Raw genomic sequence first — 24,083 nt, 5'->3', positions numbered from 1 at the left:
CCCCCATCACCGGACGGCGTCGTCCCGAAACCACCCGGGCAGGTGATCCCGCGCGCCGTTCCACGTGGAACCGGGGATCAGCGGGCGGCGCTGACCGATCCGCCCGGCCGGGTCTCCGTCGCGAACTGCATGAGGAACTCGACGATCTCGGTGTGGTGCCGGGCCTGCTTCAGGTCCCGGCCCCAGGCGTACATGCCGTGCCGGGCGACGATGAAGGCCGGCACCTGGCCGTCCCACACCGGCTCCCAGGCGCCGGCGATCTCGGCCATGTCCTGGCTGTTGGGGACGACGGGGATGGTCACCGTCTCGTCGTGCGCCCTCCGGCCGATGCCCTTGAGCATCTCCAGGTCGCGCAGCGGCAGGCCGTCGGGGTACCAGTGGCCGGCCAGGACGGCGGACATGCAGTGCACGTGCACGATCGCGTCGGCGCCGGCGTGCGCGGCGATCCGGGCGTGCAGCGCGGCCTCGGCCGACGGCGGCAGCTCCGGGTGCGGCTGGTCGGGCACCGCCAACCCGCGCTCGTCGACGACGACGACGTCGCCGCTGGTCAGCTCGCCCTTGTCCAGGCCGCTCACGGTGACCGCCAGCCGCAGCGGGTCGCGGGTGAGCACCACCGAGAGGTTGCCCGACGTGCCGCGCATCCAGCCCATCGAGGCGAACCGCGCCGACTCCGCGGCCAGCGCCCGGCCGGCGGCCTCGAGCGCGCCGCGCGGGACCCCGCCGGCCTGCACCAGCCCGCTCACGCCGGCACCACGTCGAGCTCGGTGAAGTCGCTGACGACCGCGACGTCGCCGAAGTCCGCGCCGGCGTTGGGCTCGCCCTCCCGCCGGACGCCGACGGCCTGCCAGCCGGCCTCGCGGGCGGCGAACAGCTCGGCGGGCAGGTCGGAGAGGAACAGCAGCCGGCCGGGCTCGTCGCCGAGCGCGGCGGCGATCGCCGTGTAGGAGGCCGCCTCGCGCTTGGGGCCGGCCTTGACCGTGTCGAAGTAGTCGGTGACCAGCGGGGTGAGGTCGCCGGCGGGGGCGTGCCGGAACCAGGGCACCTGGCTGGCCACGGAGCCCGACGAGAACACCGCCAGCCGCACGCCGCGGTCGTGCCAGGCGCGCAGCCGCGGCACGACGTCGTCGAAGAAGTGCGAGGAGAGCTCGCCGGCGGCGTACCCGGCCGCCCAGATCTGACCCTGCAGGGTCTTCAGCGGGGTGGCCTTGACGTCGTCGTCCATCCAGCCGTGCAGCACACCGACCACCTCGTCGGTCCCGGCGTCGGCCGGCAGCCCGCCGTCGGCCTTGGTCTGCGCCACCGCCTCGGCGACGGCCGGGTCGTCGGCGTGCGCCTCGATCCACGGGCCCAGCCGCGGCCGGGCGTGGTCGTAGAGGGTGCCGTGGACGTACCCGGCGGCGCCGGTGGTGCCCTCGATGTCGAGGACGACGGTGCGCGCGGTGAGGCTCAGGGTCACGGGAGGCCAGCCTACTGAGCGCCCGCCTGCGGAGCCGCGTGGTACTCGGCCACCCGGCCCGGCTCGAAGGAGCCGCGGTCGGTGACGATGCGGGTGACGAAGCGTGGCGGGGTGACGTCGAAGGCCGGGTAGTGCCCGCGCTGCACCAGCGGCGACGCCGAGCGGACGCCGAGCACCGACAGCACCTCCTCGCCGTCCCGCTCCTCGATGACGACGTCCGCGCCGGTCGGCGCCTGCGGGTCCGGGGCCTGCACCATCGCGTAGAAGGGGACGTCGAACGCCGCCGCGGCGACCGCGTGCCCCAGGGTGCCCACCTTGTTGATCACGTGCCCGTCCATCGTCACCCGGTCGGCGGCGGTGACCAGCGCGTCGACCCGGCCGAGCGTGGAGGTCGGCGCGAGCACGGCGGCGGCCATCCCGTCGGTGATGAGCGCGACCTCCTGGCCCATCTCCACCAGCGTGTGCGCCGTCAGCCGGGCGCCCTGCAGGTAGGGGCGGGTCTCGGTGGCGACGTAGGTGTAGCGGGTGCCCGCGGCGTCGGCGGCCCGGACCAGCTCGATGAGGTAGGCGTCGGCCCAGCAGTGGGTGAGCACCCGCGCCCCGTCGGGCAGCAGCGCGACGGTGTGCGCGGCCAGCGCGGCGCTGCGCGACCGGTACTCGGCGTCCAGCTCCCGCGCGCCCGCCGCGACGGCCTCGGCCAGCTCGGGCGCGGTCCGGGCGCCGGCGACGTCGGGGCGGACCAGCAGCGCGGCGACGGCGTCCCGGACGGCGTTGTTGGTCGGCCGGGCGCCGGTCAGCGCCGAGCCGGCGGCCAGCAGCGCCGCCCGCGCCTCGTCGATGGGCCGGCCGGCGTGCTGGCGGGCGTCCAGCGCCATGCCGGCCAGCGCGGCGTAGAAGGGCCCGGAGCTCTGCGTGACCATCGCCCGGATCGCCTCGGCCACCTCCGCGGCGTCGCGGGCCAGCACCCACTCCTCGCGGGCGGGGAACACCCGGCGGTCGAGGATGCGGACGCCGTCGTCGGTCAGCCGGACACTGTCGTCGAGCACCGGCCGCGGCAGGGTGGAGGAGGCGGTCACGCGCCCCAGTCTCCCCCGCTCGGGCGGCCACCACCGGCACGGGCGCTGTGCGCTGCGTGACCGTCACGGCCGCCGGACGGTCCCCGGGCGCACACCGCTCGTGGCCTGCTACGTCAGGCGGCGGTCGCCCCCGCCGGCACCGGGGCGCACCGTGCGCGGCCGACGAGGCGGTCGGCCAGCCGGACGGTGACCGGCGGCAGCAGCGCCATCAGGCCGCGGGAGACCGCCCCCAGCACCACCCCGGCGAGCACCGCCGCCAGCACACCCCCGCCCACCCTGCGCAGCACCTCGTCACCCTCCGCCGTCCGCCGTGGCGGCGGCAGGGTCCGGACCCCCGACCCGGCGCGGTGCCGGTCAGCGCGCGGCGACCAGCGCCGCGACCGCCGCGGGGTCCGGGGCGCCCGTCGCGTCGCGGAACGCCGGCCGGTCCAGCAGCAGCGTCCGCGCCGCGCGCAGCACTCCGATGCTGGCCGGGCCCGGGTCGGGCAGCGTCTCCAGGTCGGCGGCGTGCGAGTAGCCGGCGACCCGCCGGACCATCTCGATCGCTGCGAAGCCCAGGGTGTCGTCCCACACCGACGCGAGCTGCCGGGTCAGCCAGCCCTCGTCGAGGAAGGTGTCGACCCGCCGCGGCCAGCCGGCGGCCCAGGCACCGGTGAACGCGCCCCACAGCACCCCGGCCTGCCCGGCCCGGTCGGCGGCCTCGGCGGCGTCGCCGAGGGCCGCGCTGCGGGCCGCGGCGATCAGCGCGTTGGCCAGGTAGAGCCCGAGGTCCAGCCCGATGGGGCCGACGACGGCGAACTCCGGGTCGATCACCCGGACCACCGCGGCGCCGTCCCGCTCCCCCACCATGACGCTGCCCGAGTGCAGGTCGCCGTGCACCAGCGCCTCGCAGCGGGAGCCGAACGCCGCCCGCAGCAGCGACACCTCGGTGCGCACCGCCGGGTCGGCCCGCAGCGCGGCCACCTCGGCGTCCAGCAGCGGGTGGTTGCTGTTGTTCTCGTGCACCGTCAGCGGCTCCGACAGCAGGTACCGCTCGGTGACCTCGGCCAGCACCGGGTTGACCGAGGCGGCCAGCAGCGTGGCCCGGTCGGCCGCCGAGGAGCCCGCGACGCCGGTGGCGAAGGTGACCCGGCCGACGAGGTCGCCGACCTGCCGGGTGGTGTCGCCGAAGGAGGCGCCCGCGGTGAGCGCGGTGCGCAGCACGGTGAGGTCGGAGAGGTCCTCCATCGTGAACGCGAACCGCTCGGGGTCGACGTCGACCACGGCGGGGGTCTGCTCGGGGGCGAACCGGGCGAAGGTGGCCAGCGCCCGCGCCTCGACCATCGCCCGCTCCGGGCTCATCGGCACCGACGGGCCCAGGGCGCGGATCCACGGCGGCGCCTGCTTGACCGCCAGCGAGCGCCCGCCGCCGTCCGGGACGGCGACGAAGACGCGGTTCATGTTGCCGTCGCCGACCTCGCGGACGGCGCCGGTGCTGCCGGCCGGGGCCAGGCCGCGGCCGGTCAGGTAGCCCCAGACGTCGCCGGGCTCGAGCACGGCGCCCGCCGGGCCGCCGCTCATCGGGTGCCCGCCAGGACCCCGACGAAGTCGGCGAGGAAACCGGGCACGTCGACCCCGGTGACGACCCGCGTGGGCGGCGCGGTACGCGCCTCCTCCTGCGCGAAGGGCACGGGCAGGCCCTCGGCGGTCTGCAGCAGGTGCGCCCGGGAGAGCAGCCCGTCGGGGACGACGGCGACCGGGCCGTCGACCCACGCGGTGGTCCAGCGCGGCTCGACGAGCAGGCCGGCCGCCAGCCCGTCCCAGGCCGGGGAGACCCGGCGGCCCCAGGCGTACTGGTAGAAGTCCATGTAGGACTCCAGGGCCGCGGCGCAGAACTCCCCCACCGGCGTGCCGCTGCGGTGCAGCACCTGCACGGCGGACTCGTCGACGATCGTCTGCCCGCCGACGTTGACCCCCACCATCACCAGCTCGCTGCGCGGCGCGGCGAACACCGCGCGGGCCGCGGCCGGGTCGTTGCTGACGTTGGCGTCGACGGTCTGCGTGACGCCCAGCGGCGGGAACGGGCCCGAGCCGCCCATGAGCACCGTGGAGCGGAACTTGGTGAGCACCAGCGGGTCGAGCTCCAGCGCCAGCGCCACGTTGGTCAGCGGCCCGAGCGGCAGCAGGTCGTACTCCCCCGGCGCCGAGTTGGCCAGCTCCACCAGGAGCTCCGCGGAGCTGTGCGCGACGACGGCGGGGGCCGGGCGGTCCAGGCCGAGGTCGCCCATGCCGTCGTCGCCGTGCACGTAGGGCGCCAGGTGCGCCGGCCGGCCGTCGACCGGGCCCGCGGCGCCGGCGGCGACCGGCACGTCCTCGAGCCCGGCCAGCCGCATGACGGAGCCGATGTTGAGCAGGGCGTCGTCCACCGAGCAGTTGCCGAACACCGAGGTGACCGCGCAGATCTCGGCGTCGGGACGGCCGGCCAGCCACAGCAGGGCCAGGGCGTCGTCGATGCCGGTGTCGGTGTCGACGACGACCCGCCGGGGTCCGGTGGGCGGCTGGGTCATCGGCTCTCCTCGGGGTGGACGACGGCCTCGGGGTGGGCGGCGCTCTCGGCGGCGACCGGGTCGGCGGCGCGCAGCCGGCGGCGCACGCGGACCCGGGAGAGGACCAGCACCACGAGCGTGACCAGGTAGGGGGCGGCGTCGGTGAGCTGCTGGGGCAGGCCCAGGCCCTGCAGCCGGAAGCCCCACGCCTCGGCGGCGCCGAACAGCAGGCAGGCGCCGAGCACCCACAGCGGCCGGTTGACCGCCAGCATCACGGCGGCGACGGCGACCCAGCCGCGGCCGGCGGTCATGTTCTCGGTGAACGCGGTGACGGTGCCCAGCGACAGCTGCGCCCCGCCCAGCCCGCACAGCGCGCCGGCGACCAGCACGGTCGCCGCCTGGTAGCGGGTGACCGGCACGCCGAGGCTGGTGGCGGCCTCCGGGTGCTCCCCCACCCCGCGCAGCCGCAGGCCGACCGAGGTGCGCGACAGCCACAGCGACAGGACGACGGCCAGCACGACCGCCAGCGGCACGAGCACGGTCGCGCGGCCGAGGACGGGGCCGAGCACCGGGACGCCGTCCAGCACGTCGAGGTCGGGCAGCCCCTGCAGGCCGGCGGGCGCGAAGGTGCCGGTGGCGTCGAGCGCCTCGCGCATCACGAAGCCGGTCGCGCCCAGCGCGAGCAGGTTCATGCCGACGGCGACGATGATCGGGTCGGCCCGCCAGGTGACCGCGCCGAGCGCCAGCACGACGCTGAACACCGCGCTGGAGAGCACCGCCGCCAGCACGCCCAGCCACGCGCTGCCGCTCCACCAGCTGACCGCGACGGCGGTGAACGCCCCCCACAGCAGCTGGCCCTCGAGGGCGATGTTGAAGACGCCGGCCCGGCCGCACAGGGCGCCGCCGAGCGCGGCGTACAGCACCGGGGCGGCCGAGGTCAGGACGGCGGCGACGAACGCGAGGTTGAAGACGTCCACGTCAGGCCCTCCCCCCGGCCACGCGGCGGGCGCGGGCGGCCATCCAGCGGGCGGCGAGCACCCGCAGCGCCAGCACCAGGATGACGACGGCCTGCAGCACCTGCCCGAGCTGGCGGGGCACGTCGACGTCGCGCTCCATGCCGGCCGCGCCGACCGACAGGACGGTGAACAGCGCCGCGGTGACCGGCAGCAGCGCGGGCCGGCCGCCGGCCAGCAGCGCCGCGGCGACGCCGGCGAAGGTGTAGCCCGGCGCGGTCAGCGCGTCGTCGATGAACCGGAACGGCTGGCTCATCACGATCACCGCGCCGGCCAGGCCGGCGACCGCCCCGGCGGCGGCCAGGGTGCCCAGCGTCAGCCGGGGCACCGACAGGCCGCCGTAGGCGGCGAACCCGCGGTTGGCGCCGGCGACGCGGATCTCGTAGCCGACCGGGGTCCGCGCGTCGACCCAGACGGTGGTGACGAGGACGAGCAGCACCAGCACCAGGCCGGCGTTGGTGTAGCTCATGCCCGGGAAGGCCGGCAGGTGGGCGGCGTCGGGCAGCCGCGGCGTCTGCGGGACCGGCGAGCCCTCCTCGGCCATCGGGAAGCGCACCAGGTAGGAGGTGAGCGCGACCGCCGGGGTGCTGAGCAGCAGCGTGGAGATGATCACCGGGACGCCGGCGCGGGTGGACAGCGGGGCGGAGACCGACGCCAGCGCCCCGCCGGCGAGCATCCCGGCGACGACGCACAGCGGCAGCAGCAGCGCGGCGGGCCCGGGCACGTAGAGGGCGACGGCGGCCGCGGCGATGCCGCCGGCGACGAGCTGCCCGTCGCCGCCGAGGTTGTACTCCCCCATCCGCGCCGGGATGGCGAAGGCCAGTGACATGGCGAGGATCGCGGTGAACCCGGCGACGGCGAAGTCGATGTTGCTGACGCTCAGGGCGCCGCGAACCATCGCGTCGTAGCCGAGCAGCGGGTCGACCCCGGCGGCGAGCATGACCACCGCGCCGACCAGCAGCGCGACGACGACGGCGCCGAGCGGCACCAGGGCGGCGGGGGCCTGCAGCCGCAGCCGCTGCGCGAGCGCGGTCACGCTGCTCCTCCCCCGGCGGCGGTCGCGCCGCTCCCCGCGGCGGCCACACCGGCGTCCCCGTGCACCATCGCCGCGCCGAGCACCTCGTCGGTGGCGTCGGCGGCGTCCAGCTCCGCGGTCACCGCGCCGTCCAGCATGACCAGCACCCGGTCGGCGAGCGCGCGCAGCTCGCTGATCTCGTAGGAGACGAGCAGCACCGCGCCGCCGCGGGCGCGGTACTCCAGCAGCAGCCGGTGGATCTCCTCGCCGGCGCCGACGTCGACGCCCTGCGTGGGCTGCTCGACCACCAGCAGCGGCGCCTCGTGGTGCAGCTCGCGGGCGAGCACGACCTTCTGCGCGTTGCCGCCGGACAGCGAGCTCAGCGGCACGGTCACCCCGGCGGTCTTCACGCCCAGCCGGGCGACCAGCTCGGCGGCCTGGGTGCGCATCGCCCGCGGGGAGAGCCGGCCGCGGCGGGCGATCGGCGGGGTGCGGTGGTGGCCCAGCGCCAGGTTGTCGGCCACCGGCAGCGCGGCGGCGGTGCCCACGCCGGGGCGGTCCTCGGGCACGTAGGCGACGCCCCGCGCGCGGCGCTCGCGGATGCCGAGGCCGGCCAGGTCGCGGCCGTGCAGCCGGACGACGCCCGCCTGCGGGGTGCGCAGGCCGACGACGGCCTCCACCAGCTCCCGCTGGCCGTTGCCGGAGACCCCGGCGATGCCGACGACCTCGCCGGGGTGCACGCGCAGCGAGACGTCCTGCACGCGGCTGGCGCCGGGCGCGGCGGGCATCCGCAGGCCGGTCACCTCGAGCACCGGGTCGCCGGTGACGGCGCCGCGCGGGTTGACGGCGGGGACGAGCCCGCGGCCGATCATCGCCTCGACGATCTCGCCGGCGGTGGTGTCGCGGGTGGTGAGCCGGGCGGTGACGGCGCCGTCGCGCAGCACGGTGACCCGGTCGGTCGCCTCGAGCACCTCGCGGACCTTGTGGGTGACCAGGGCGACCGTCGTCCCCTGCTCGGCCATCCGCCGGACGACGGCGAACAGCGAGTCGACCTCGCCGGGGGTGAGCACGGCGGTCGGCTCGTCGAGGATGAGCACCTCGGCCTGCCGGTGCAGCGCCTTGAGGATCTCCACCCGCTGGCGGACGCCGAGGGGCAGCGTGTCGACGCGGGCGGTGGGGTCGACGTCCAGGCCGATGCGGGCGGAGAGCTCCGCCACCCGCCGCTCGGCGGCCCGCCGGTCCAGCACCCCGAAGCGGGCCGGCTCGGCGCGGTAGACGACGTTCTCGGCCACGCTCAGCGAGCCGAACAGCCGGAAGTGCTGGTGCACCATGCCCAGGCCGGCGGCGATGGCGTCCAGCGGCGAGGACAGCCGCACCTCGCGGCCGTCGCGCAGCACCTGCCCGGCGTCGGGCCGGTGCAGGCCGTAGAGCACCGACATCAGGGTGGACTTGCCGGCCCCGTTCTCCCCGACGACGGCGTGCACGGTGCCGCGCTCGAGGACCAGGTCCACGCCGTCGACGGCGACGACGGGGCCGAAGCGCTTGGTGATGCCGCGCAGCTCGGCCGCGGGGGGAGCCCCCGCGGCCGAGCGCGCGTCGGTCGTGCTGCCGGTCATCCAGCGGCCGGGTCGTCCACGGTGATCGTGCCGTCGATGATCTGCTGGCGGATGCCCTCGAGCTGCTCGATGACGTCCGGGCGGTCGGCGATCAGGCAGCCGGAGTCGGCCACGTCGTCGGCGAAGGCGGTCAGGCCCACGCCGTCCTCGGCCAGGCCGTAGACCTGCGAGCCGCCGCTGTCGCCGTCCAGGATGGAGCGGACCGACTCCTCCAGCGCGACGTCGACGTTCTTGATGACGTTGTCGACGACCTGGCCCGGGGCCGAGCCGCACTCGTTCACGTCGACGCCGTAGGCCTGGAAGGCGCCGGACGCGGCGACCTCGAAGGCGCCGACGTTGCTGCCGGAGGCGGCGAGCAGCACCTGGTCGGCCCCGCCGTCGGCGAGCACCTGCGCCTGCGCCCCGCCGCGCGCCGGGTCACCGAAGGGGTTGTCGCCGCCGACGAACAGCGGGGTGGAGGCGACGGTGGGGTTCACGCTCTGCGCGCCGGCCAGGAAGGGGTCGACCCAGCGGCGGATGAACGGGGTGTCGAGGGCGGCGACGACGCCGATCTGGCCCGACTGGGTGAGGAGCCCGGCCTCGACGCCGGCCAGGTAGGTGGCCTCGTGCTCGCGGAAGGCGGCGCAGGTGACGTTGTCCGGCTGCGGGTCCGGGCAGCCGTCGACGAGCAGGAACTGCTGGTCGGGGTTGTCGACCGGCACCGTGGCGAAGGCGTCCTGCAGGGAGAAGGTCAGGCCGATGACGATGTCGGGCTGCTCGCGGACGGCGGCCTCGACGTTCTGCTGGATCGACGTCGGGTCGTTGCTCTCGAAGACGTCGAGCTCCAGCCCCTCCTCGTCGGCGACCCGCTGGGCGCCCTCGATCGCGAGCTCGAGGAAGTTGTTGCCGCCGACCGGGTTGGGGGTGATCACGATGATCGAGCCGGCGGAGTCGCCGCCGTCGCCGCTCCCCCCGCCGGAGTCGCTGTCGGAGCAGGCCGTGAGGCCCGCGAGGGCCACGAGGGCCAGCGCGGGCAGCCGGCCCCGGCTGTGGACGAGGTTCATCGGGTCTCCCTGGGAGCGGGCGCGGCGTGCGCGCTGGTCGGGCGACACCGTGACCGGTCCGGCCGGAGGGGGGCGGCCTCGGCGTCCACCCGATCCTCCTCGTCCTTACCGGGACACGGTGTCCAGGTCTGGTCGTCACCCGGAAGCACCCCGCGACGGAGAGGGTTGCCGGCCAGCGAGCCGGGGCTTGACGCTGGCGCTCAGGACCGGTCGAGAACTTACACGCGCCCGGCCCCCGGGAGGGCGGCGGCCCTCCGCCGACCGTCCCGCAGCCCGGGACGGCGGTCCACTCAGTGGGACGCCGTCCGGCCGCAGCCGCCGGTGGGAGACTGGCCGCCGTGACCCTGCCCAGCGCCGCGCTCACCGAGCGGATGCAGCCCTTCGCCACCACGGTGTTCGCCGAGATGTCGGCGCTGGCGGTACGCACCGGGGCGATCAACCTGGGCCAGGGCTTCCCGGACACCGACGGGCCCGACTCGCTGCTGGAGGACGCCGTCGGCGCGATCCGCGGCGGCGCCAACCAGTACCCGCCCGGCCCCGGCGTCGCCGAGCTGCGGGAGGCGGTCGCCGCCCACCAGGCGCGCTTCCGCGGGCTGCGGGTGGACCCGGGCGACGTCCTGGTCACCGTCGGCGCGACCGAGGCGATCGCCGCCGCCGTCCTCGCGCTCACCACCCCCGGCGACGAGGTGGTGACCTTCGAGCCCTACTACGACAGCTACGCCGCCACCGTCGCGCTCGCCGGGGCCACCCGGCGGACCGTGGTGCTGCGCTCGCCGGACTTCGCCGTCGACGAGGCGGCGCTGCGGGCGGCGTTCACGCCCCGCACCAGGCTGGTGCTGCTCAACACCCCGCACAACCCGACCGGCAAGGTCTTCACCCGCGCCGAGCTCGAGCTGGTCGCCCGGCTGGCCGCCGAGCACGACGCGGTCGTCGTCGCCGACGAGGTCTACGAGCACATGACCTACGGCGTCCCGCACCTGTCGATCGCGACGCTGCCGGGGATGGCCGAGCGGACGCTGACCATCTCCTCGGCCGGCAAGACGTTCTCGGTGACCGGCTGGAAGGTCGGCTGGGTGCACGGTCCGACGGAGCTCGTCGCCGCCGTCCGGGCGGTCAAGCAGTTCCTCACCTACGTCGGCAGCGGCCCGTTCCAGCCGGCCGTGGCCCGGGCGCTGGCCCTGCCCGACGAGTACTTCGACGGGCTGCGCGCCGACCTCGCCCGCAAGCGCGACCTGCTCGTGGCCGGGCTGACCGCGGCGGGCTTCGCAGTGAACCGGCCGGACGGCACCTACTTCGTCACCGCCGACGCCGCGCCGCTGGGCTACACCGACTCGATGGCGCTGTGCTGGGACCTGCCGCAGCTGGCCGGCGTGGTGGGCGTGCCGGTGCGGGTGTTCCACGACGACCAGGACGCGGCGCCGTCCCTGGTGCGGTTCGCGTTCTGCAAGCAGGACGCCGTCCTCACCGAGGCCGCCGAGCGGCTGGCCCGCCTCGGCGCCCGCCTGGCCCGCTGACCCCGCCCCCCTCGACGAGATCTGCACAGTCGACGCCATCAGCCGTCGATGGTGACGAGTGTGCAGATCTCGCCGAGGGGGCGGTCCTTCCTCAGTAGGTGAAGCGGCCGACGGTGCTGCGCAGGTCCGACGCCATCCGCGACAGCTCGTCGACGGCGGTGCGGGTCTGGGCGAGCGCCTGGGTGGTGGAGTCGGCGGCGGTGGAGACGCCGGTGATGTTGTCGGCGATCTGACCGGAGCCCTGCGCCGCCTCGGCGACCGACCGCGCCATCTCGTTGGTGGTGGCGGTCTGCTCCTCCACCGCGCTGGCGATGGTGGTCTGCCGGTCGGAGATCTGGGCGACGATCGAGCTGATCTCCCCGATCGCCGCGACCGCGGCGGTGGTGTCGCCCTGGATGGCCTGCACCCGCCGGGCGATGTCCTCGGTGGCCTTCGCCGTCTCCTGGGCCAGCTCCTTGACCTCGTTGGCGACGACGGCGAAGCCCTTGCCGGCCTCGCCTGCGCGGGCGGCCTCGATGGTGGCGTTGAGGGCGAGGAGGTTCGTCTGCTCCGCGATGCTCGTGATCACCTTCACGACGTTGCCGATCTCCGCAGAGGACTCCCCCAGCTTCGCCACGGTGGCGGTCGTCGTCTCGGCCGCCGTGACGGCGCGGTGCGCGACCTCCGAGGCCTCGGCGGCGTTGGTCGCGATCTCCCGGATCGAGGCGCCCATCTGCTCCGCGCCCGCGGCCACGGTCGCCACGCTGCGCGACACCTCCTCGGCGGCGCCGGCCACCACCCCGGACTGCGCCGAGGTCTCGCCCGCCGAGGCCGAGATCTGCGCCGAGGACGCCGACAGCTCCTCCGACGACGCCGCCACCGCGTCCGCCGCGCCGACCACCGTGGCCATGACGCCGCGCAGGCTCTGCTGGGCGGAATCGAGCGCGGCGGCCATGCGGCCCACCTCGTCCGCGCCGTCGACGGAGACGGCCACGGTCAGGTCGCCGGCGGCCAGGGCCTCGGCGGAGCGCTGCACGGCCTGCAGGTTGCGGACCATCCGGCGGACGACGACCACGGTCAGCCCGACGGCGAGCACCACGGCGGTCAGCGAGGTGACCAGCAGCAGCGTGATGGCGTTGCTCGCGTCGTCCTCGCTGGCGGCGTTGCGGGCGACGGCCTGCGCCGACTGCGCCAGGCCCTCCTCCTCGAGCCCGTCGGCGATGTCGGTCAGCAGCGGGCTGGAGACCTCGCGGTAGACCTGCGCGTAGAGGGCGAGGTCGCCGCTGTCGGCGGCGGGGAACAGCTGGGTGGCGCTGGTGGACAGGAACTCCTCGCGGGCGCTCTCGTACTTCGCGATCGCGTCGGGGTCGACGACGAACGGCCGGTACTCGGCCAGCGCGGCCTCGACGTCGGCGTTCTTCTCCTCCATCTCGCCGAGCAGCTCGACGCGGCGGGCGGGGTCGGAGACGGCGTACTCGAGGGTGCGGGCGCGGTGCGCGGCGGTGGCCCGCTGCACGGCCGACAGCGCGTTCAGCGGCTGCAGGTTCTCGGTGTAGATGCGCTCCTGGCCCTCGCGCATCTCCCCGATCCGGACCACGGCGAGCAGGTTGGTGGCGAGGACGACGACGGCGAGCAGGCCGACGACCGCGCCGATCTTCACCCCGAGGGGACGGTCGGCGAACCAGCCGCCGCGTCGCCGTGGACGGGCGGGGGTCGTGGGAAGGGACATGAGCTCTCCTGCGCGGGGACGGCCTGCCGGGGACGCCGGCTCGACGGTGCTGATGTGCGGCTGCGCGAGGAGCGTGCGGCATTGCGGACGTTGCCGAACCCGAATTCGGAGCGTGTCGCACGGCCCGACCGAGAAAGGTCGGTGACCGCTTCCCCCGGGTCGACTTGGCGCCATTCCGGCGCGCCTGGGAATGGTCGCGGGAATGGCACGGGGGCGCGGGACCGGAATCGGTCCCGCGCCCCCGTGTTCACTCGTCGCGGGCAATCGTGCGGTTCTGCACGGTGCGGAACCGCACCATCGCCCGGTCGTCAGTAGCTGAAGCGGCCCACCGTGGTGCGCAGGTCGGCGGCCATGCGACTGAGCTCGTCGACGGCGGTGCGGGTCTGGGCGAGCGCCTGGGTGGTGGAGTCCGCGGCGGTGGAGACGCCGGTGATGTTGTCGGCGATCTGACCGGAGCCCTGCGCGGCCTCGGCGACCGAGCGGGACATCTCGTTGGTGGTGGCGGTCTGCTCCTCCACCGCGCTGGCGATGGTGGTCTGCCGGTCGCTGATCTGGGCGACGATCTGCGAGATCTCGCCGATCGCCGTCACGGCCGCCGTGGTGTCGCCCTGGATGGCCTGCACCCGCCGGGCGATGTCCTCGGTGGCCTTCGCCGTCTCCTGGGCCAGCTCCTTGACCTCGTTCGCGACCACGGCGAAGCCCTTGCCGGCCTCGCCGGCCCGGGCGGCCTCGATCGTGGCGTTCAGCGCCAGCAGGTTGGTCTGCTCGGCGATGCTCGTGATCACCTTGACGACGTTGCCGATCTCGGCCGAGGACTCCCCCAGCTTCGCGACGGTGGCGGTGGTCGTCTCCGCGGCGGTCACCGCGCGGGAGGCGACGTCCGAGGCCTCGGCGGCGTTCGTGGCGATCTCCCGGATGGAGGCGCCCATCTGCTCGGCACCGGCGGCCACGGTCTGCACGCTGCGGCTGACCTCCTCGGCGGCGGAGCTGACCACCCCGGACTGCGCCGAGGTCTCCTCCGCCGACGCCGAGATCTGCGCCGAGGACGCCGACAGCTCCTCCGACGACGCCGCCACCGCGTCCGCCGCGCCGACCACCGTGGCCATGACGCCGCGCAGGCTCTCCTGAGCCGAGTCCAGCGCCGCCGCCACACGGCCCACCTCGTCCTGCCGGTGCACGCCGGTCGACCGGGTGAGGTCACCGGCCGCGAGTGCGTCGGCCACCGCCACCACCGCGTTGAGCGGCCGCACGATGCGGCGGGCGACGGCGAGGGCCAGCGCCAGGACCACCAGGGCTCCCAGGGCGATGACGACGATCATCGTCCACTGGCTGCGGGTTCGCTCGTCGTCGGCGGCCCGGTCCGCCGCGACCACGCGCGCCTGCAGCGACTCCTTGAGCTCGGTCGTGAGCCCGAGGATGTCGAAGTACACGTCGTAGCCGTCGCCGAGGATCAGTGCGTCGGCCTGGTCCTTCGCGGCCGGGGTGCCCTGGCCGTAGAGGGCGGCGACCTGGTCGTCGATGGCGAAGAAGTCCTGCCAGCGCTGCTGGATCTGCCCGTAGTCGTCCGCCTCGTCGGCGGTCAGCGCGTCCACCGGCATCGCGTCGAGCTCCGCGCGGAGCGTGTCGCTGATGTCGAGGAACCCGGCTCGGTTGGAGCTGGTCGGGTCGACCGCCTGCACCGGCCCCACACGGCTGGCGTCCCACGCGTACGCCGTCTGCCAGCCGCTCACGTCGGCGTTGAGGTACTCCATGGTCTGGGCGTGCTGCAGCGCCGCGGCGATCTCCGAGACCTGCCCCCGCGCGTCGGCGGCGCTGCCGAGCCCGGTCAGGGCGACGCCCCCGACGGCGACCGCGGCCGCCATGCCGGCGGCGCCCACGGCCAGGACGGAACCGCGGACCCCGATGCTGCGGCCCTGCCGGCCCGAGCTGCGCTCTGTCATGAATGGTTCTTCCTCGTTCGACGGGGTGGATTGACGACCTGAGGAGGGTGCAGCATTCCGGACGATCTCGAGCCATTTTCCACGGCGCGTCGCAGGACGGTCGGAGAATGGTCGGTGAGCGCAGCTCGCACGTCGACATGGCGCCAGTTCCCGCGGCCGGTAGCAGCCGCAGAGCGGCGGGAGGGCGCGGGACCGGAGCACGGCCCCGCGCCCTCGGCGCAGCATCAGGACGAGAAGCGACCCACGGCCGTGCGCAGGCCGGCGGCCATCCGGGACAGCTCGTCCACGGCGGTGCGGGACACGCGTCCAGCGTGTCGTCGAGAGCCTGTACACGACGTCTCGGGAACGGAGTCGACGATTTCCGCGACATCGCCGACGACCATTCTCCCGCCTGTCGACGAGGCGGTCGGGGAATGGCGAACGCCCGGGGCGGCCGGCGTCGTCGCCGGCCGCCCCGGTGCGGTCAGTAGGTGAACCCGGAGACCGCGGTCCGCAGGTCCGCCGCCATCCGCGACAGCTCGTCGACCGCGGAGCGCGTCTGGGTCAGCGCCTGCGTGGTCGAGTCGGCCGCCGTCGAGACGCCGGTGATGTTCTCCGCGATCTGCCCGGAGCCCTGCGCGGCCTCGCTGACCGACCGGCTCATCTCGCTGGTGGTGGCGGTCTGCTCCTCCACCGCGCTGGCGATGGTGAGCTGGTAGTCGTTGATCTGGCCGATCACGCTGCTGATCCGGCCGATCGCCGCCACCGCGCCGGTGGTGTCGTGCTGGATCGCCTCGACCCGCCGGGCGATGTCCTCGGTCGCCTTCGCCGTCTCCTGGGCCAGCTCCTTGACCTCGTTGGCCACCACGGCGAAGCCCTTGCCGGCCTCGCCCGCGCGGGCGGCCTCGATCGTGGCGTTCAGCGCCAGCAGGTTGGTCTGCTCGGCGATCGAGGTGATGACCTTGACGACGTCCCCGATCTCCCGCGAGGACTCGCCGAGCTTGGTGATCTGCCCGGTGGTCGCCTCCGCCTCGGTGACGGCCGCGGCGGCGACCCGCGCCGCCTCGTTCGCGTTCTGCGAGATCTCGCGGATGGAGGCGCCCATCTGCTCGGCGCCGGCGGCCACCGTCTGCACGTTCCGGCTGACCTCCTCGGCCGCCGAGCTGACCACACCGGACTGCGCGGAGGTCTCCTCCGCCGAGGCGGAGATCTGCGCCGAGGACGCCGACAGCTCCTCCGACGAGGCGGCCACCGCGTCCGCGGCGCCGGCCACGCCGGCGAACACCCCCCGCATGCTCTGCTGCGCGGACACCAGGGCCTCGGCCATCCGGCCGAGCTCGTCGCGGCCGTGCACCTCCGGGGCGACGGTCAGGTCCCCGCGGGCCAGCGCCTCCACCGCGCCCTGCACGCCGCGGACGGTCCGGACGATCTGCCGGACGACGTAGAGCGCGAGCCCGGCGGCCAGGACGACGCCGGCGCCGAGGAAGGCCCACAGCGTGACGACGGCGGAGGACGCGATGTCGCTCGCGTGGTCGGTGGCGTCCTGCCCGGCCCCGACGCGGCGCTCCTGCATGCCTGCGTACCCGTCCATGATCGCGTCCGAGGCGGCCTGCAGCGGACCGGCGATCAGCTGCCCGGCCAGGACCACGTCGCCGGCCTGCGCGGCCGGGACGAGCTGGGTGTCGGCGACCCCGTAGTACTGGTCGACGTGCCCGCGAAACTCCTCGAACGCCTGCGGGCTGACGGTCACCGCGGCGTAGGCGTCGAGCTGCTCGTCGATCGTGTCGCGGCGCTCGGCCAGGTCGGCCAGGATCTCCGCCTGCGTCTGCCCCGACACCAGGGCGAGGGAGTTGTACCGGGACCGGTCGCCCTGCCAGGACCGCTGGATGTCCGACAGGTCCGAGAGCGTGACGACGTTGTCGTTGATGTCGCCGGCCGCGCTCTCGAGCGTGGAGATCCGCGAGACGGCCAGCACGGTCATGGCGACCGCGACGACGGCGAGCGCCGCGATGGCGGAGCCGATCTTGACGGCGATCGGCCGGTCGGCGAACCAGCGGCCGCGGCGGGCGGGCGCGGGGGGAGGGGAGGCGTTCATCGGGTCGTGCTCCTGTGCTGGCCGTGGGCGGGGCCCCGGGTGCCGCCGCGTCGCGGACCGGGGTGCGACAGGAATGGTGCGGCACGGACCCGGCCGCGCGACCATTTCCCGTGGCGTGTCCGATCGTGATCCGTAATTGTCCGGACGACCTCCTCCCCGCCGTCCCCATGTCGACAGGAGAACGGTGGTGACCATTCCGCGGAATGGTCACGGGAATGCCCGAGGGCGCGGGACCGGCGTCCGGTCCCGCGCCCCCGTGTGCGCTCCTTGCGGGCAACAGTGCGGTTCTGCACGGTGCAGAACCGCACTCCTGCGCGGTCGTCAGTAGGTGAAGCGGCCCACCGCCCCCTGGAGGTCGGCGGCCATCCGGGAGAGCTCGTCGACGGCCACCCGGGTCTGGGTGAGCGCCTGCGTGGTGGTCTCGGCGGCGGTGGAGACGCTGGTGATGTTCGCCGCGATCTGCTCGGACCCGCCGGCGGCCTCGGACACCGACCGGGACATCTCGCTCGTCGTCGCCGTCTGCTCCTCGACGGCGGAGGCGATGGTGGTCTGCCGGTCGCTGATCTGCGCCACGATCTGCGAGATCTCCCCGATCGCCGCGACCGCCGCCGTCGTGTCGCCCTGGATCGCCTGCACCCGGCGGGAGATGTCCTCGGTCGCCTTCGCCGTCTCCTGGGCCAGCTCCTTGACCTCGTTGGCGACGACGGCGAAGCCCTTGCCCGCCTCCCCGGCCCGGGCGGCCTCGATGGTCGCGTTCAGCGCCAGCAGGTTGGTCTGCTCGGCGATCGAGGTGATCACCTTGACCACGTTGCCGATCTCGATCGACGACTCGCCCAGCTTGTTCACCGTCGCGGTGGTGGCCTCCGCCGCGCTGACCGCCCGCATCGCGACCTCGGAGGCCTCCGCCGCGTTCTGCGAGATCTCCCGGATCGAGGCGCCCATCTGCTCCGCGCCCGCGGCGACCGTCGCCACGCTGCGGGAGACCTCCTCGGCCGCCGAGCCGACGACCCCGGACTGCGCCGAGGTCTCCTCCGCCGACGCCGAGATCTGCGCCGAGGACGCCGACAGCTCCTCCGACGACGCCGCCACCGCCTGCGCCGAGGCCGCGACCCCGGCCATGACCTCGCGCAGGCCGGCCTGGGCGGCGTCGAGCGCGCCGGCCATCTGGCCGACCTCGTCCCGCGAGGTCACCCCGGCCGAGGCGGTCAGGTCGCCGGTCGCCAGCGCCTGCAGCGCCAGCTTGACCCGGTGCAGGGGGCGGGTGACCGAACGGCTGATCAGCCAGCTGATGGCCAGGATCGCGAGGACGGCGCCGGCGGCGACCCCCAGGCTGATCCGCTCGGACTGCGCGATGGCGTCCTGCAGGCTCTGCTCGGCATCGGCGCGGGCCGCCGACAGCTCGTCCTTGGCGGCGCTCACCGCGCCGTCGGTGAGGTCGTTGGCCGCCTGGATGTCCTCCCAGCGCAGCCGGCTGCCCGCCTGGTCGGCGACCGCGCCGTCGACGAAGACCTGGATGGCGCTGGTGTAGTCGCCGAAGCTGGCCTCGAGGTCGGCGACCGCGTCGGCGGCCGCGCCCTCGAGCCGGATGCCCGCGAGCTCCTGCAGGATCCCCTCGGGGGTCGCGATGTCCTCGGCGAGCTCCGCGAGCTGCTCGGCCGGGACGTCGCGCACCAGCGCCTTGAACCCGTCGACCTTGAGCTCGCTGGCCCGGGTGTCTATCTGCAGCACGAGCGTCTCGGCGTCGGCGAGGTCCTGCAGCCGGCCGGTGGCGTCGCGGACGGCGCTGTTGCCGACCAGGACGGCGGTGAGCAGCCCGGCGAAGGCGAGGACGACGACGCCGACGAGGACGCCGAACTTCACCGCCAGCGGCCGGTCGGCGAACCAGCCGCTGCTGCGGTGGGCGGGCGGGGCGAGTGCGGGAGCGGTCACGGGGACTCCAGAGAGGCGGCGGGTCGAGCGGCGTCATGGTGTGACGCGCACCACCGCCGCGCCGGGACCCCGGCCCGTCAGTGACGGAATCGTCGTGCGCACTGCCGGCCACCGCCGGTGCGGGTGTCGACCTGTCGACGGGGACCACGTCGACCCCGTCGGCCGCCGAGGGTGTCCCCGCAGGTCACGCCGGGGGAGAGGGCCCGCCGGGCGGCCCGGGTCGCCGGTCCGGGAGGCGGTGACCTCCGGCGGTCGGGCGACACGCCGGGTGGCAGCCGGCCGTACGCCGGGGGTCAGCCGGCGGTCAGTGCCGCGCCGAGCGCGGCGAGGACGGTGAGGGCGCCGTCCGGGTCGGCCACGCGGAAGGCGGCCACGGTCTCGCCGGGACCGACCTTGACGCCGGCGTCGTCCGGCCCCAGGACGGCGAAGGCGTCCTCGTCGGTGACGTCGTCCCCGAGATAGAGGACGGTGGCGGCGCCCAATTCGTCGCGCAGGCGGCGCAGCGCGCTGCCCTTGTCGGCGTCGGTGACGGCGAGCTCGAGGACGTCCTTGCCCGGCTTGCGGGTGACCGCCGGGTCGGCGAGCTCGTCGGCGCGGGCCAGCAGGGCGGCGGCCGCGGCCCGGTCGGCCACCTGGCGCACGTGCACGGCGACGCTGGCCGGCTTGATCTCCAGCCGGGCCGCGGGCGTGGCCGAGACCACCGGCGCCAGCACCTCGGCCAGCGCGTCGCGGCGGCCGGCCAGCTCCCCGGTGATCGGCCCGTCGAACTCGGCGCCGTGGCTGCCCACGAAGCGGTAAGGACCGCTGAGCCCGCTGGTCGCGCGCAGGTCGGCCACGCCGCGGCCGCTGACCAGCGCCACCGTCACGCCCTCGTGGGCCGCCAGCCGCGCCAGCGCCTCGGCGACGCCGGGCTCCGGGACGGCGGCCGCGGGGTCGTCCCGGAGCCGGGCCAGGACGCCGTCGTAGTCACAGGCGACCAGCAACGGCCGGCGCGCGGCCAGCCGCGGGAGTGCGGCCGCGAGGTCGTCGGGGAGCACGCTCACGCCTGGGCCTTCAGGGCCGCGAAGAAGGACGACGCCCAGTGCTCGAGGTCGTTCTTCGCCAGGTGCCGGCGCATCGCCCGCATGCGCTTGGCGCTCTCCTCCGGCTCGATCCGCAGCGCCCGGACCAGCTGGTTCTTCAGCCCGGCGATGTCGTGCGGGTTGACCAGGAAGGCCTGCTTCAGCTCGGCGGCGGCGCCGGCGAACTCCGACAGCACGAGCGCGCCGCCGAGGTCCCCGCGGGCGGCGACGTACTCCTTAGCCACGAGGTTCATGCCGTCGCGGTAGGGCGTCACGAGCATGACGTCGGCGGCCCGGTACAGCGCGGCCAGCTCCTCGCGGGGGACCGACTGGTTGATGTAGTGGACCGCCGGGCCGCCGAGCGTGCCGAAGACGCCGTTGATGTGGCCGACCTGCTGCTCGATCGTCTCGCGCATGTGCACGTAGTGCTCCACGCGCTCGCGGCTGGGGGTGGCCACCTGCACGAACACGGTGGACGGCGCCTCGACCACGCCGTCCTCCAGCAGCTCCTGGAAGGCGTTGAGCCGGACGGCGATGCCCTTGGTGTAGTCCAGCCGGTCCACCCCGAGGATGATCTTGTCCGGGTCGCCCAGCTCCTTGCGGATCTCGGCGGCGCGGGCGACCACCTCGGGGGAGCCGGCCAGCCGGTCGAAGGCCTCGGTGTCGATCGAGATCGGGAAGGCGCGGGCCGTCACGGTCCGCCCGTCGTACTGGATGACGTCCTTGCGGGTGGGCAGGTCGTGCAGCCGGCGGGCCAGCTGCACGAAGTTGCTCGCGGCGCTGGGCAGCTGGAAGCCGACCAGGTCGGAGCCGAGCAGGCCCTCGACGATGGCCGAGCGCCACGGCAGCTGGGTGAACAGCTCGTACGGCGGGAACGGGATGTGCAGGAAGAAGCCGATGGTCAGGTCCGGGCGGCGCTGGCGCAGCATCGCCGGCACCAGCTGCAGCTGGTAGTCGTGCACCCAGACGATCGCGCCCTCGCCGGCCACCTCGGCCGCCCGGTCGGCGAACCGCTTGTTGACCTGCACGTAGGTGTCCCACCAGGTGCGGTGGTACTCGGGCTTCTCGACCACGTCGTGGTACAGCGGCCACAGCGAGGCGTTGGACATGCCCTCGTAGTAGCGGTCGACCTCCTCCTCGGAGAGCTCGACCGGGATCAGCGACATGCCGCCGGACTCGAACGGCTCCGGCGCCGGGCCCGCCGAGCCGGACCAGCCGACCCACGCGCCGCCGCGGCCGGCCACGAAGGGCTCGAGGGCGGTGACCAGCCCGCCGGGGCTGCGCTGCCAGCGCGTGCTGCCGTCGGGGTCGGTGACCTGGTCGACGGGGAGCCGGTTGGCCACGACGACCACCGGGCTCTCCGCCCGCGTCTGGTGCTCCGTGCTGTCGGCCATACCGAGGGCGACCCTACCGATGTGCGGGCGCTCAGACGGCGGCGGCCACCGCGTACCCGGCGGCGGCGACCCCGAGGCCCAGCGCCAGCGTCCCGGTCAGGTAGGCCGCCGCTCGGCCGACGGCGCGTTCCTCGACCAGCCGGACGACGTCCGCGCCGAAGGTGGAGAACGTCGTCAGGGTGCCGCAGAAGCCGGTGCCGACCAGCGCCACCACCTCCGCCGGCGCCTCGCGGAGGCCCAGCAGCACCCCGAGCACGAGCGAGCCGGCCACGTTGACGGCGAGCGTGCCCCGCACGCTGCCGCGGCCGCGGCGGGCCGCGGCGACCCGGTCGGCGAGCAGCCGCAGCGGCGCGCCGGCCACCGCCCCGAGCACCACGAGCAGCGCGGTCACGCGACCTCCTCCTCGGCGGCCTCGACCGCGGGGATCGGCACGCCGCCGCGCCGGCCCAGCACCACCCCGGCCGCCGTGGCCAGGACCCCGCCGACCACCGAGGCGAGGACGTACCCGGCGGCGAGGCCCGGCGCGCCGTCGTCCACCAGCCGGACGACGTCCACCGCGAAGGTCGAGTACGTCGTGTACCCGCCGCACAGCCCGGTGCCGAGCAGCGGCCGCAGCCAGGCGCGGTCGGGGAGGCGGGCGAAGACCGCGCCGAGCAGGACGCCGAGCAGTAGGCAGCCGGTCAGGTTGACCAGCAGCGTCGCCCACGGCCAGCCGCCGGGGGAGGGCTCCAGCGCCGTCCCCACCCCCCAGCGGGCGAGCGCGCCGAGGGCGCCTCCCAGCGCCGCGAGCAGATACGCCACGCGCCCCGTCCCTCCCAGGCAGAGGAAGCAATCCCCACGTCCCGGCGGCCAGGACGTGGGTGGAGCTTCCTATGCCACGGGGGAGCGGGTGCCTCGGGGGAGCGGGTGCCTCGGGGGAGCGGGTGCCTCGGGGGAGCGGGGGCCTCGGGGGAGCGGGGCGGGTCAGCGGCGGCGCGTCTCCGGGAAGAGCAGGTCGACGAAGCGCGCGGCGGTGGGCTGCGGCTCGTGGTTGGCCAGGCCGGGGCGCTCGTTGGCCTCGATGAACACGTAGTCCGGCCCGTCGACCGCGGGCACCAGGAAGTCGATGCCGGTGACCGGGATGCCCAGGGCCTCGGCCGCCCGCACCGCGGCCTCGGCGATCTCCGGGTGCAGCCGGTCGGTGACGTCCTCGATCGTGCCGCCGGTGTGCAGGTTCGCCGTCCGCCGGACCTGCACGCGCTCGCCCCGCGGGGGGACGTCGTCCATGGCGTAGCCGGCCTCGGCGACCACCTCGGCGGTCGTGTCGTCGAGCGGGATGCTCGACTCCCCGCCGGTGGCGCGCTCGCGCCGCCGGCTGGTCGAGCGCACCAGGTCGGCCACCGGCAGGCGCCCGTCGCCGATCACCTCGGCCGGCCGCCGGACCGCGGCGGCCACCACCTGCCGGTCGATGACGACGACCCGCAGGTCCTCCCCGGGGACCAGCTCCTCGACCAGCACGTCGGGGCAGAACTGCAGCGCCAGGGCGACCGCCCTCTCCAGCCCGGCCGCGTCCTTGACGCCGACGGTGATGCCCCGGCCCTGCTCGCCGCGGGCGGGCTTCACCACGACCTCCTCGACCGCCTTCATCAGCGCCAGGGCGTCGGTCAGGTCGCCCTCGCGGGCCAGCGCGCCCTGGGCGACGCGGACGCCGGCCCGGCGCATGATCCGGCGGGTGACGCGCTTGTCGTCGCAGCGGCTCATGGCCACGGCGCTGGTGAACTCCGACAGCGACTCGCGGGTGAGCACCGAGCGGCCGCCCAGCGTCAGCCGCATCTCGCCCCACTCGGCGTCGGTGACCTCGACGCGGATGCCGCGGCGCAGCGCCTCCTCGGCGATGATCGTGGCGTAGGGGTTGAGCTTGTCCAGCCCGGGCGGCCGCGAGGCGAACAGCGGCGTGTTGATCGGGTTCTTGCTCTTCACGCAGACGGCGGGCACGCGGGCGAAGCCGAGCTTGCGGTACAGCGTGATCGCCGGCTTGTTGTCGTGCATGACCGACAGGTCGAGGTAGGCCCGGCCGCGGGCGACGTAGCGCTCGGCCAGCACCCGCACGAGCGCCTCGCCCGTGCCGGGCGGGGCGTCCTGCTTGTCGGCGACCAGGCACCACAGGCTCGTGCCGCCCTCCGGGTCGCCGAAGGCGAGCACGTGGTCCACGCCGGTGACCGTGCCGACGATCTTCCCGGTGCGGGTGTCCTCGGCGACCAGGTAGGTGAAGGTCCGGGTGCGGTGGTTGGCCCACATCAGGTCCGGGTCGGCGGCGACCATGCCGTTGCGGGCGTAGAGGTCGTCGATGACCTCCATCTCCGCCTGCGAGGTCACCGTGCGCACGAAGACGCCGCGGATGACGTCGGGCCGCGGCCGGTACCGGTGCAGGTCCAGCCGGTAGGTGAGCGACGGGTCGATGAACAGCTCGTCGGGCGCCATCCCGACCAGCACCTGCGGGTCCCGCGGGTAGACGCAGATGTCACGGCGGCCGGTCTCCTCGCCGCGCAGCGCGTGCACGATGTCGTCGAGCTCGCGGAACGTCTGCCCGAAGACCAGTCGTCCCCAGCCCAGGTCGAGGACGACGTCCTGCGCCATCCCCTCCAGCTCGTGCGGGGACGGCTGGTGCCAGGACCGGCTGGTCAGCTCGGGGGTGGACGGGACGGGGCGGCGCCGGTGGCCGGCCAGCCGTGGAGTCACG

The 24,083-nt window shown here is 75.1% G+C and carries 20 protein-coding genes and 1 riboswitch; of the genes, 1 reads left to right on the top strand and 19 read right to left on the bottom strand.

The features are described 5' to 3' along the window. Positions 1-77: 77 nt before the first annotated feature. The 10 genes from mtnB to ACI79F_RS09785 form a co-directional block, all read right to left on the bottom strand. Positions 78-743 (bottom strand): methylthioribulose 1-phosphate dehydratase, encoded by a 666-nt coding sequence (gene mtnB / locus ACI79F_RS09830; protein WP_456544388.1) that lies wholly within the window; start codon positions 741-743, stop codon positions 78-80. Further along, positions 740-1,456, bottom strand: coding sequence for an acireductone synthase (mtnC, locus tag ACI79F_RS09825; RefSeq protein WP_456544387.1), 717 nt, complete (start codon positions 1,454-1,456; stop codon positions 740-742). Before mtnC ends, mtnB begins: the two co-directional genes overlap by 4 nt. Positions 1,457-1,467: 11 nt before the next feature. Next, a complete protein-coding gene (locus ACI79F_RS09820) occupies positions 1,468-2,532 on the bottom strand; it encodes a methylthioribose-1-phosphate isomerase (RefSeq protein WP_456544386.1) in 1,065 nt (354 codons plus the stop codon). A 113-nt stretch (positions 2,533-2,645) separates the two neighbouring features. Next, positions 2,646-2,819: a hypothetical protein gene (locus tag ACI79F_RS09815; protein WP_456544385.1), complete on the bottom strand. Its 174-nt coding sequence runs from the start codon at positions 2,817-2,819 to the stop codon at positions 2,646-2,648. Between the two features lie 67 nt (positions 2,820-2,886). Further along, positions 2,887-4,092 carry an S-methyl-5-thioribose kinase gene (gene mtnK / locus ACI79F_RS09810; protein ID WP_456544384.1) on the bottom strand — a complete coding sequence of 402 codons (1,206 nt, stop codon included), beginning with the start codon at positions 4,090-4,092 and terminating at the stop codon, positions 2,887-2,889. Next, on the bottom strand, positions 4,089-5,078 hold the full coding sequence (locus tag ACI79F_RS09805; protein ID WP_456544383.1) for a nucleoside hydrolase: 990 nt from the start codon (positions 5,076-5,078) through the stop codon (positions 4,089-4,091). The genes mtnK and ACI79F_RS09805 overlap by 4 nt, the downstream gene beginning before the upstream one ends. Next, on the bottom strand, positions 5,075-6,034 hold the full coding sequence (locus ACI79F_RS09800) for an ABC transporter permease (RefSeq protein ID WP_456544382.1): 960 nt from the start codon (positions 6,032-6,034) through the stop codon (positions 5,075-5,077). Before ACI79F_RS09800 ends, ACI79F_RS09805 begins: the two co-directional genes overlap by 4 nt. A gap of 1 nt (position 6,035) precedes the next feature. Beyond that, a complete protein-coding gene (locus tag ACI79F_RS09795; protein WP_456544381.1) occupies positions 6,036-7,106 on the bottom strand; it encodes an ABC transporter permease in 1,071 nt (356 codons plus the stop codon). Continuing rightward, the gene (locus ACI79F_RS09790) at positions 7,103-8,701 is read right to left on the bottom strand and encodes an ABC transporter ATP-binding protein (RefSeq protein ID WP_456544380.1); all 1,599 of its coding nucleotides are present in this window, start codon (positions 8,699-8,701) and stop codon (positions 7,103-7,105) included. Before ACI79F_RS09790 ends, ACI79F_RS09795 begins: the two co-directional genes overlap by 4 nt. Beyond that, positions 8,698-9,744 carry a BMP family ABC transporter substrate-binding protein gene (locus ACI79F_RS09785; RefSeq protein ID WP_456544379.1) on the bottom strand — a complete coding sequence of 349 codons (1,047 nt, stop codon included), beginning with the start codon at positions 9,742-9,744 and terminating at the stop codon, positions 8,698-8,700. The genes ACI79F_RS09790 and ACI79F_RS09785 overlap by 4 nt, the downstream gene beginning before the upstream one ends. 96 nt (positions 9,745-9,840) lie before the next feature. Further along, a riboswitch (SAM riboswitch) is annotated at positions 9,841-9,952 on the bottom strand. Positions 9,953-10,082: 130 nt separating this feature from the next. Between ACI79F_RS09785 and ACI79F_RS09780 the strand changes: the two genes are divergently transcribed. Further along, the gene (locus tag ACI79F_RS09780; RefSeq protein WP_456544378.1) at positions 10,083-11,258 is read left to right on the top strand and encodes a pyridoxal phosphate-dependent aminotransferase; all 1,176 of its coding nucleotides are present in this window, start codon (positions 10,083-10,085) and stop codon (positions 11,256-11,258) included. Between the two features lie 91 nt (positions 11,259-11,349). Here the strand turns inward: ACI79F_RS09780 and ACI79F_RS09775 are convergent, their stop codons facing one another. The 9 genes from ACI79F_RS09775 to ngg form a co-directional block, all read right to left on the bottom strand. Beyond that, entirely contained in the window at positions 11,350-12,966 is a 1,617-nt protein-coding gene (locus ACI79F_RS09775) for a methyl-accepting chemotaxis protein (protein ID WP_456544377.1), read from the bottom strand. A gap of 308 nt (positions 12,967-13,274) precedes the next feature. Then, positions 13,275-14,906 carry a methyl-accepting chemotaxis protein gene (locus tag ACI79F_RS09770; RefSeq protein ID WP_456544376.1) on the bottom strand — a complete coding sequence of 544 codons (1,632 nt, stop codon included), beginning with the start codon at positions 14,904-14,906 and terminating at the stop codon, positions 13,275-13,277. 463 nt (positions 14,907-15,369) lie between these two features. Next, positions 15,370-16,980: a methyl-accepting chemotaxis protein gene (locus tag ACI79F_RS09765; protein WP_456544375.1), complete on the bottom strand. Its 1,611-nt coding sequence runs from the start codon at positions 16,978-16,980 to the stop codon at positions 15,370-15,372. Between the two features lie 321 nt (positions 16,981-17,301). Beyond that, complete coding sequence (locus ACI79F_RS09760) at positions 17,302-18,909, bottom strand: methyl-accepting chemotaxis protein (RefSeq protein WP_456544374.1); 1,608 nt, start codon at positions 18,907-18,909, stop codon at positions 17,302-17,304. Between the two features lie 293 nt (positions 18,910-19,202). Beyond that, complete coding sequence (gene otsB, locus ACI79F_RS09755) at positions 19,203-19,952, bottom strand: trehalose-phosphatase (RefSeq protein ID WP_456544373.1); 750 nt, start codon at positions 19,950-19,952, stop codon at positions 19,203-19,205. Beyond that, positions 19,949-21,364: an alpha,alpha-trehalose-phosphate synthase (UDP-forming) gene (locus ACI79F_RS09750; protein ID WP_456544372.1), complete on the bottom strand. Its 1,416-nt coding sequence runs from the start codon at positions 21,362-21,364 to the stop codon at positions 19,949-19,951. Before ACI79F_RS09750 ends, otsB begins: the two co-directional genes overlap by 4 nt. Positions 21,365-21,395: 31 nt before the next feature. Further along, complete coding sequence (locus tag ACI79F_RS09745; protein WP_456544371.1) at positions 21,396-21,755, bottom strand: fluoride efflux transporter FluC; 360 nt, start codon at positions 21,753-21,755, stop codon at positions 21,396-21,398. Then, positions 21,752-22,165, bottom strand: coding sequence for a fluoride efflux transporter CrcB (gene crcB, locus ACI79F_RS09740; protein WP_456544370.1), 414 nt, complete (start codon positions 22,163-22,165; stop codon positions 21,752-21,754). The genes ACI79F_RS09745 and crcB overlap by 4 nt, the downstream gene beginning before the upstream one ends. Before the next feature lie 162 nt (positions 22,166-22,327). Further along, positions 22,328-24,082, bottom strand: a complete 1,755-nt coding sequence (gene ngg / locus ACI79F_RS09735; protein WP_456544369.1) for an N-acetylglutaminylglutamine synthetase — start codon at positions 24,080-24,082, stop codon at positions 22,328-22,330. Position 24,083: the final 1 nt, after the last annotated feature.

Source organism: Blastococcus sp. SYSU D00868 (assembly GCF_054050575.1).
Note: the sequence above shows the minus strand (reverse complement) of the source record. Positions and strands in the feature narration are given on the sequence as shown.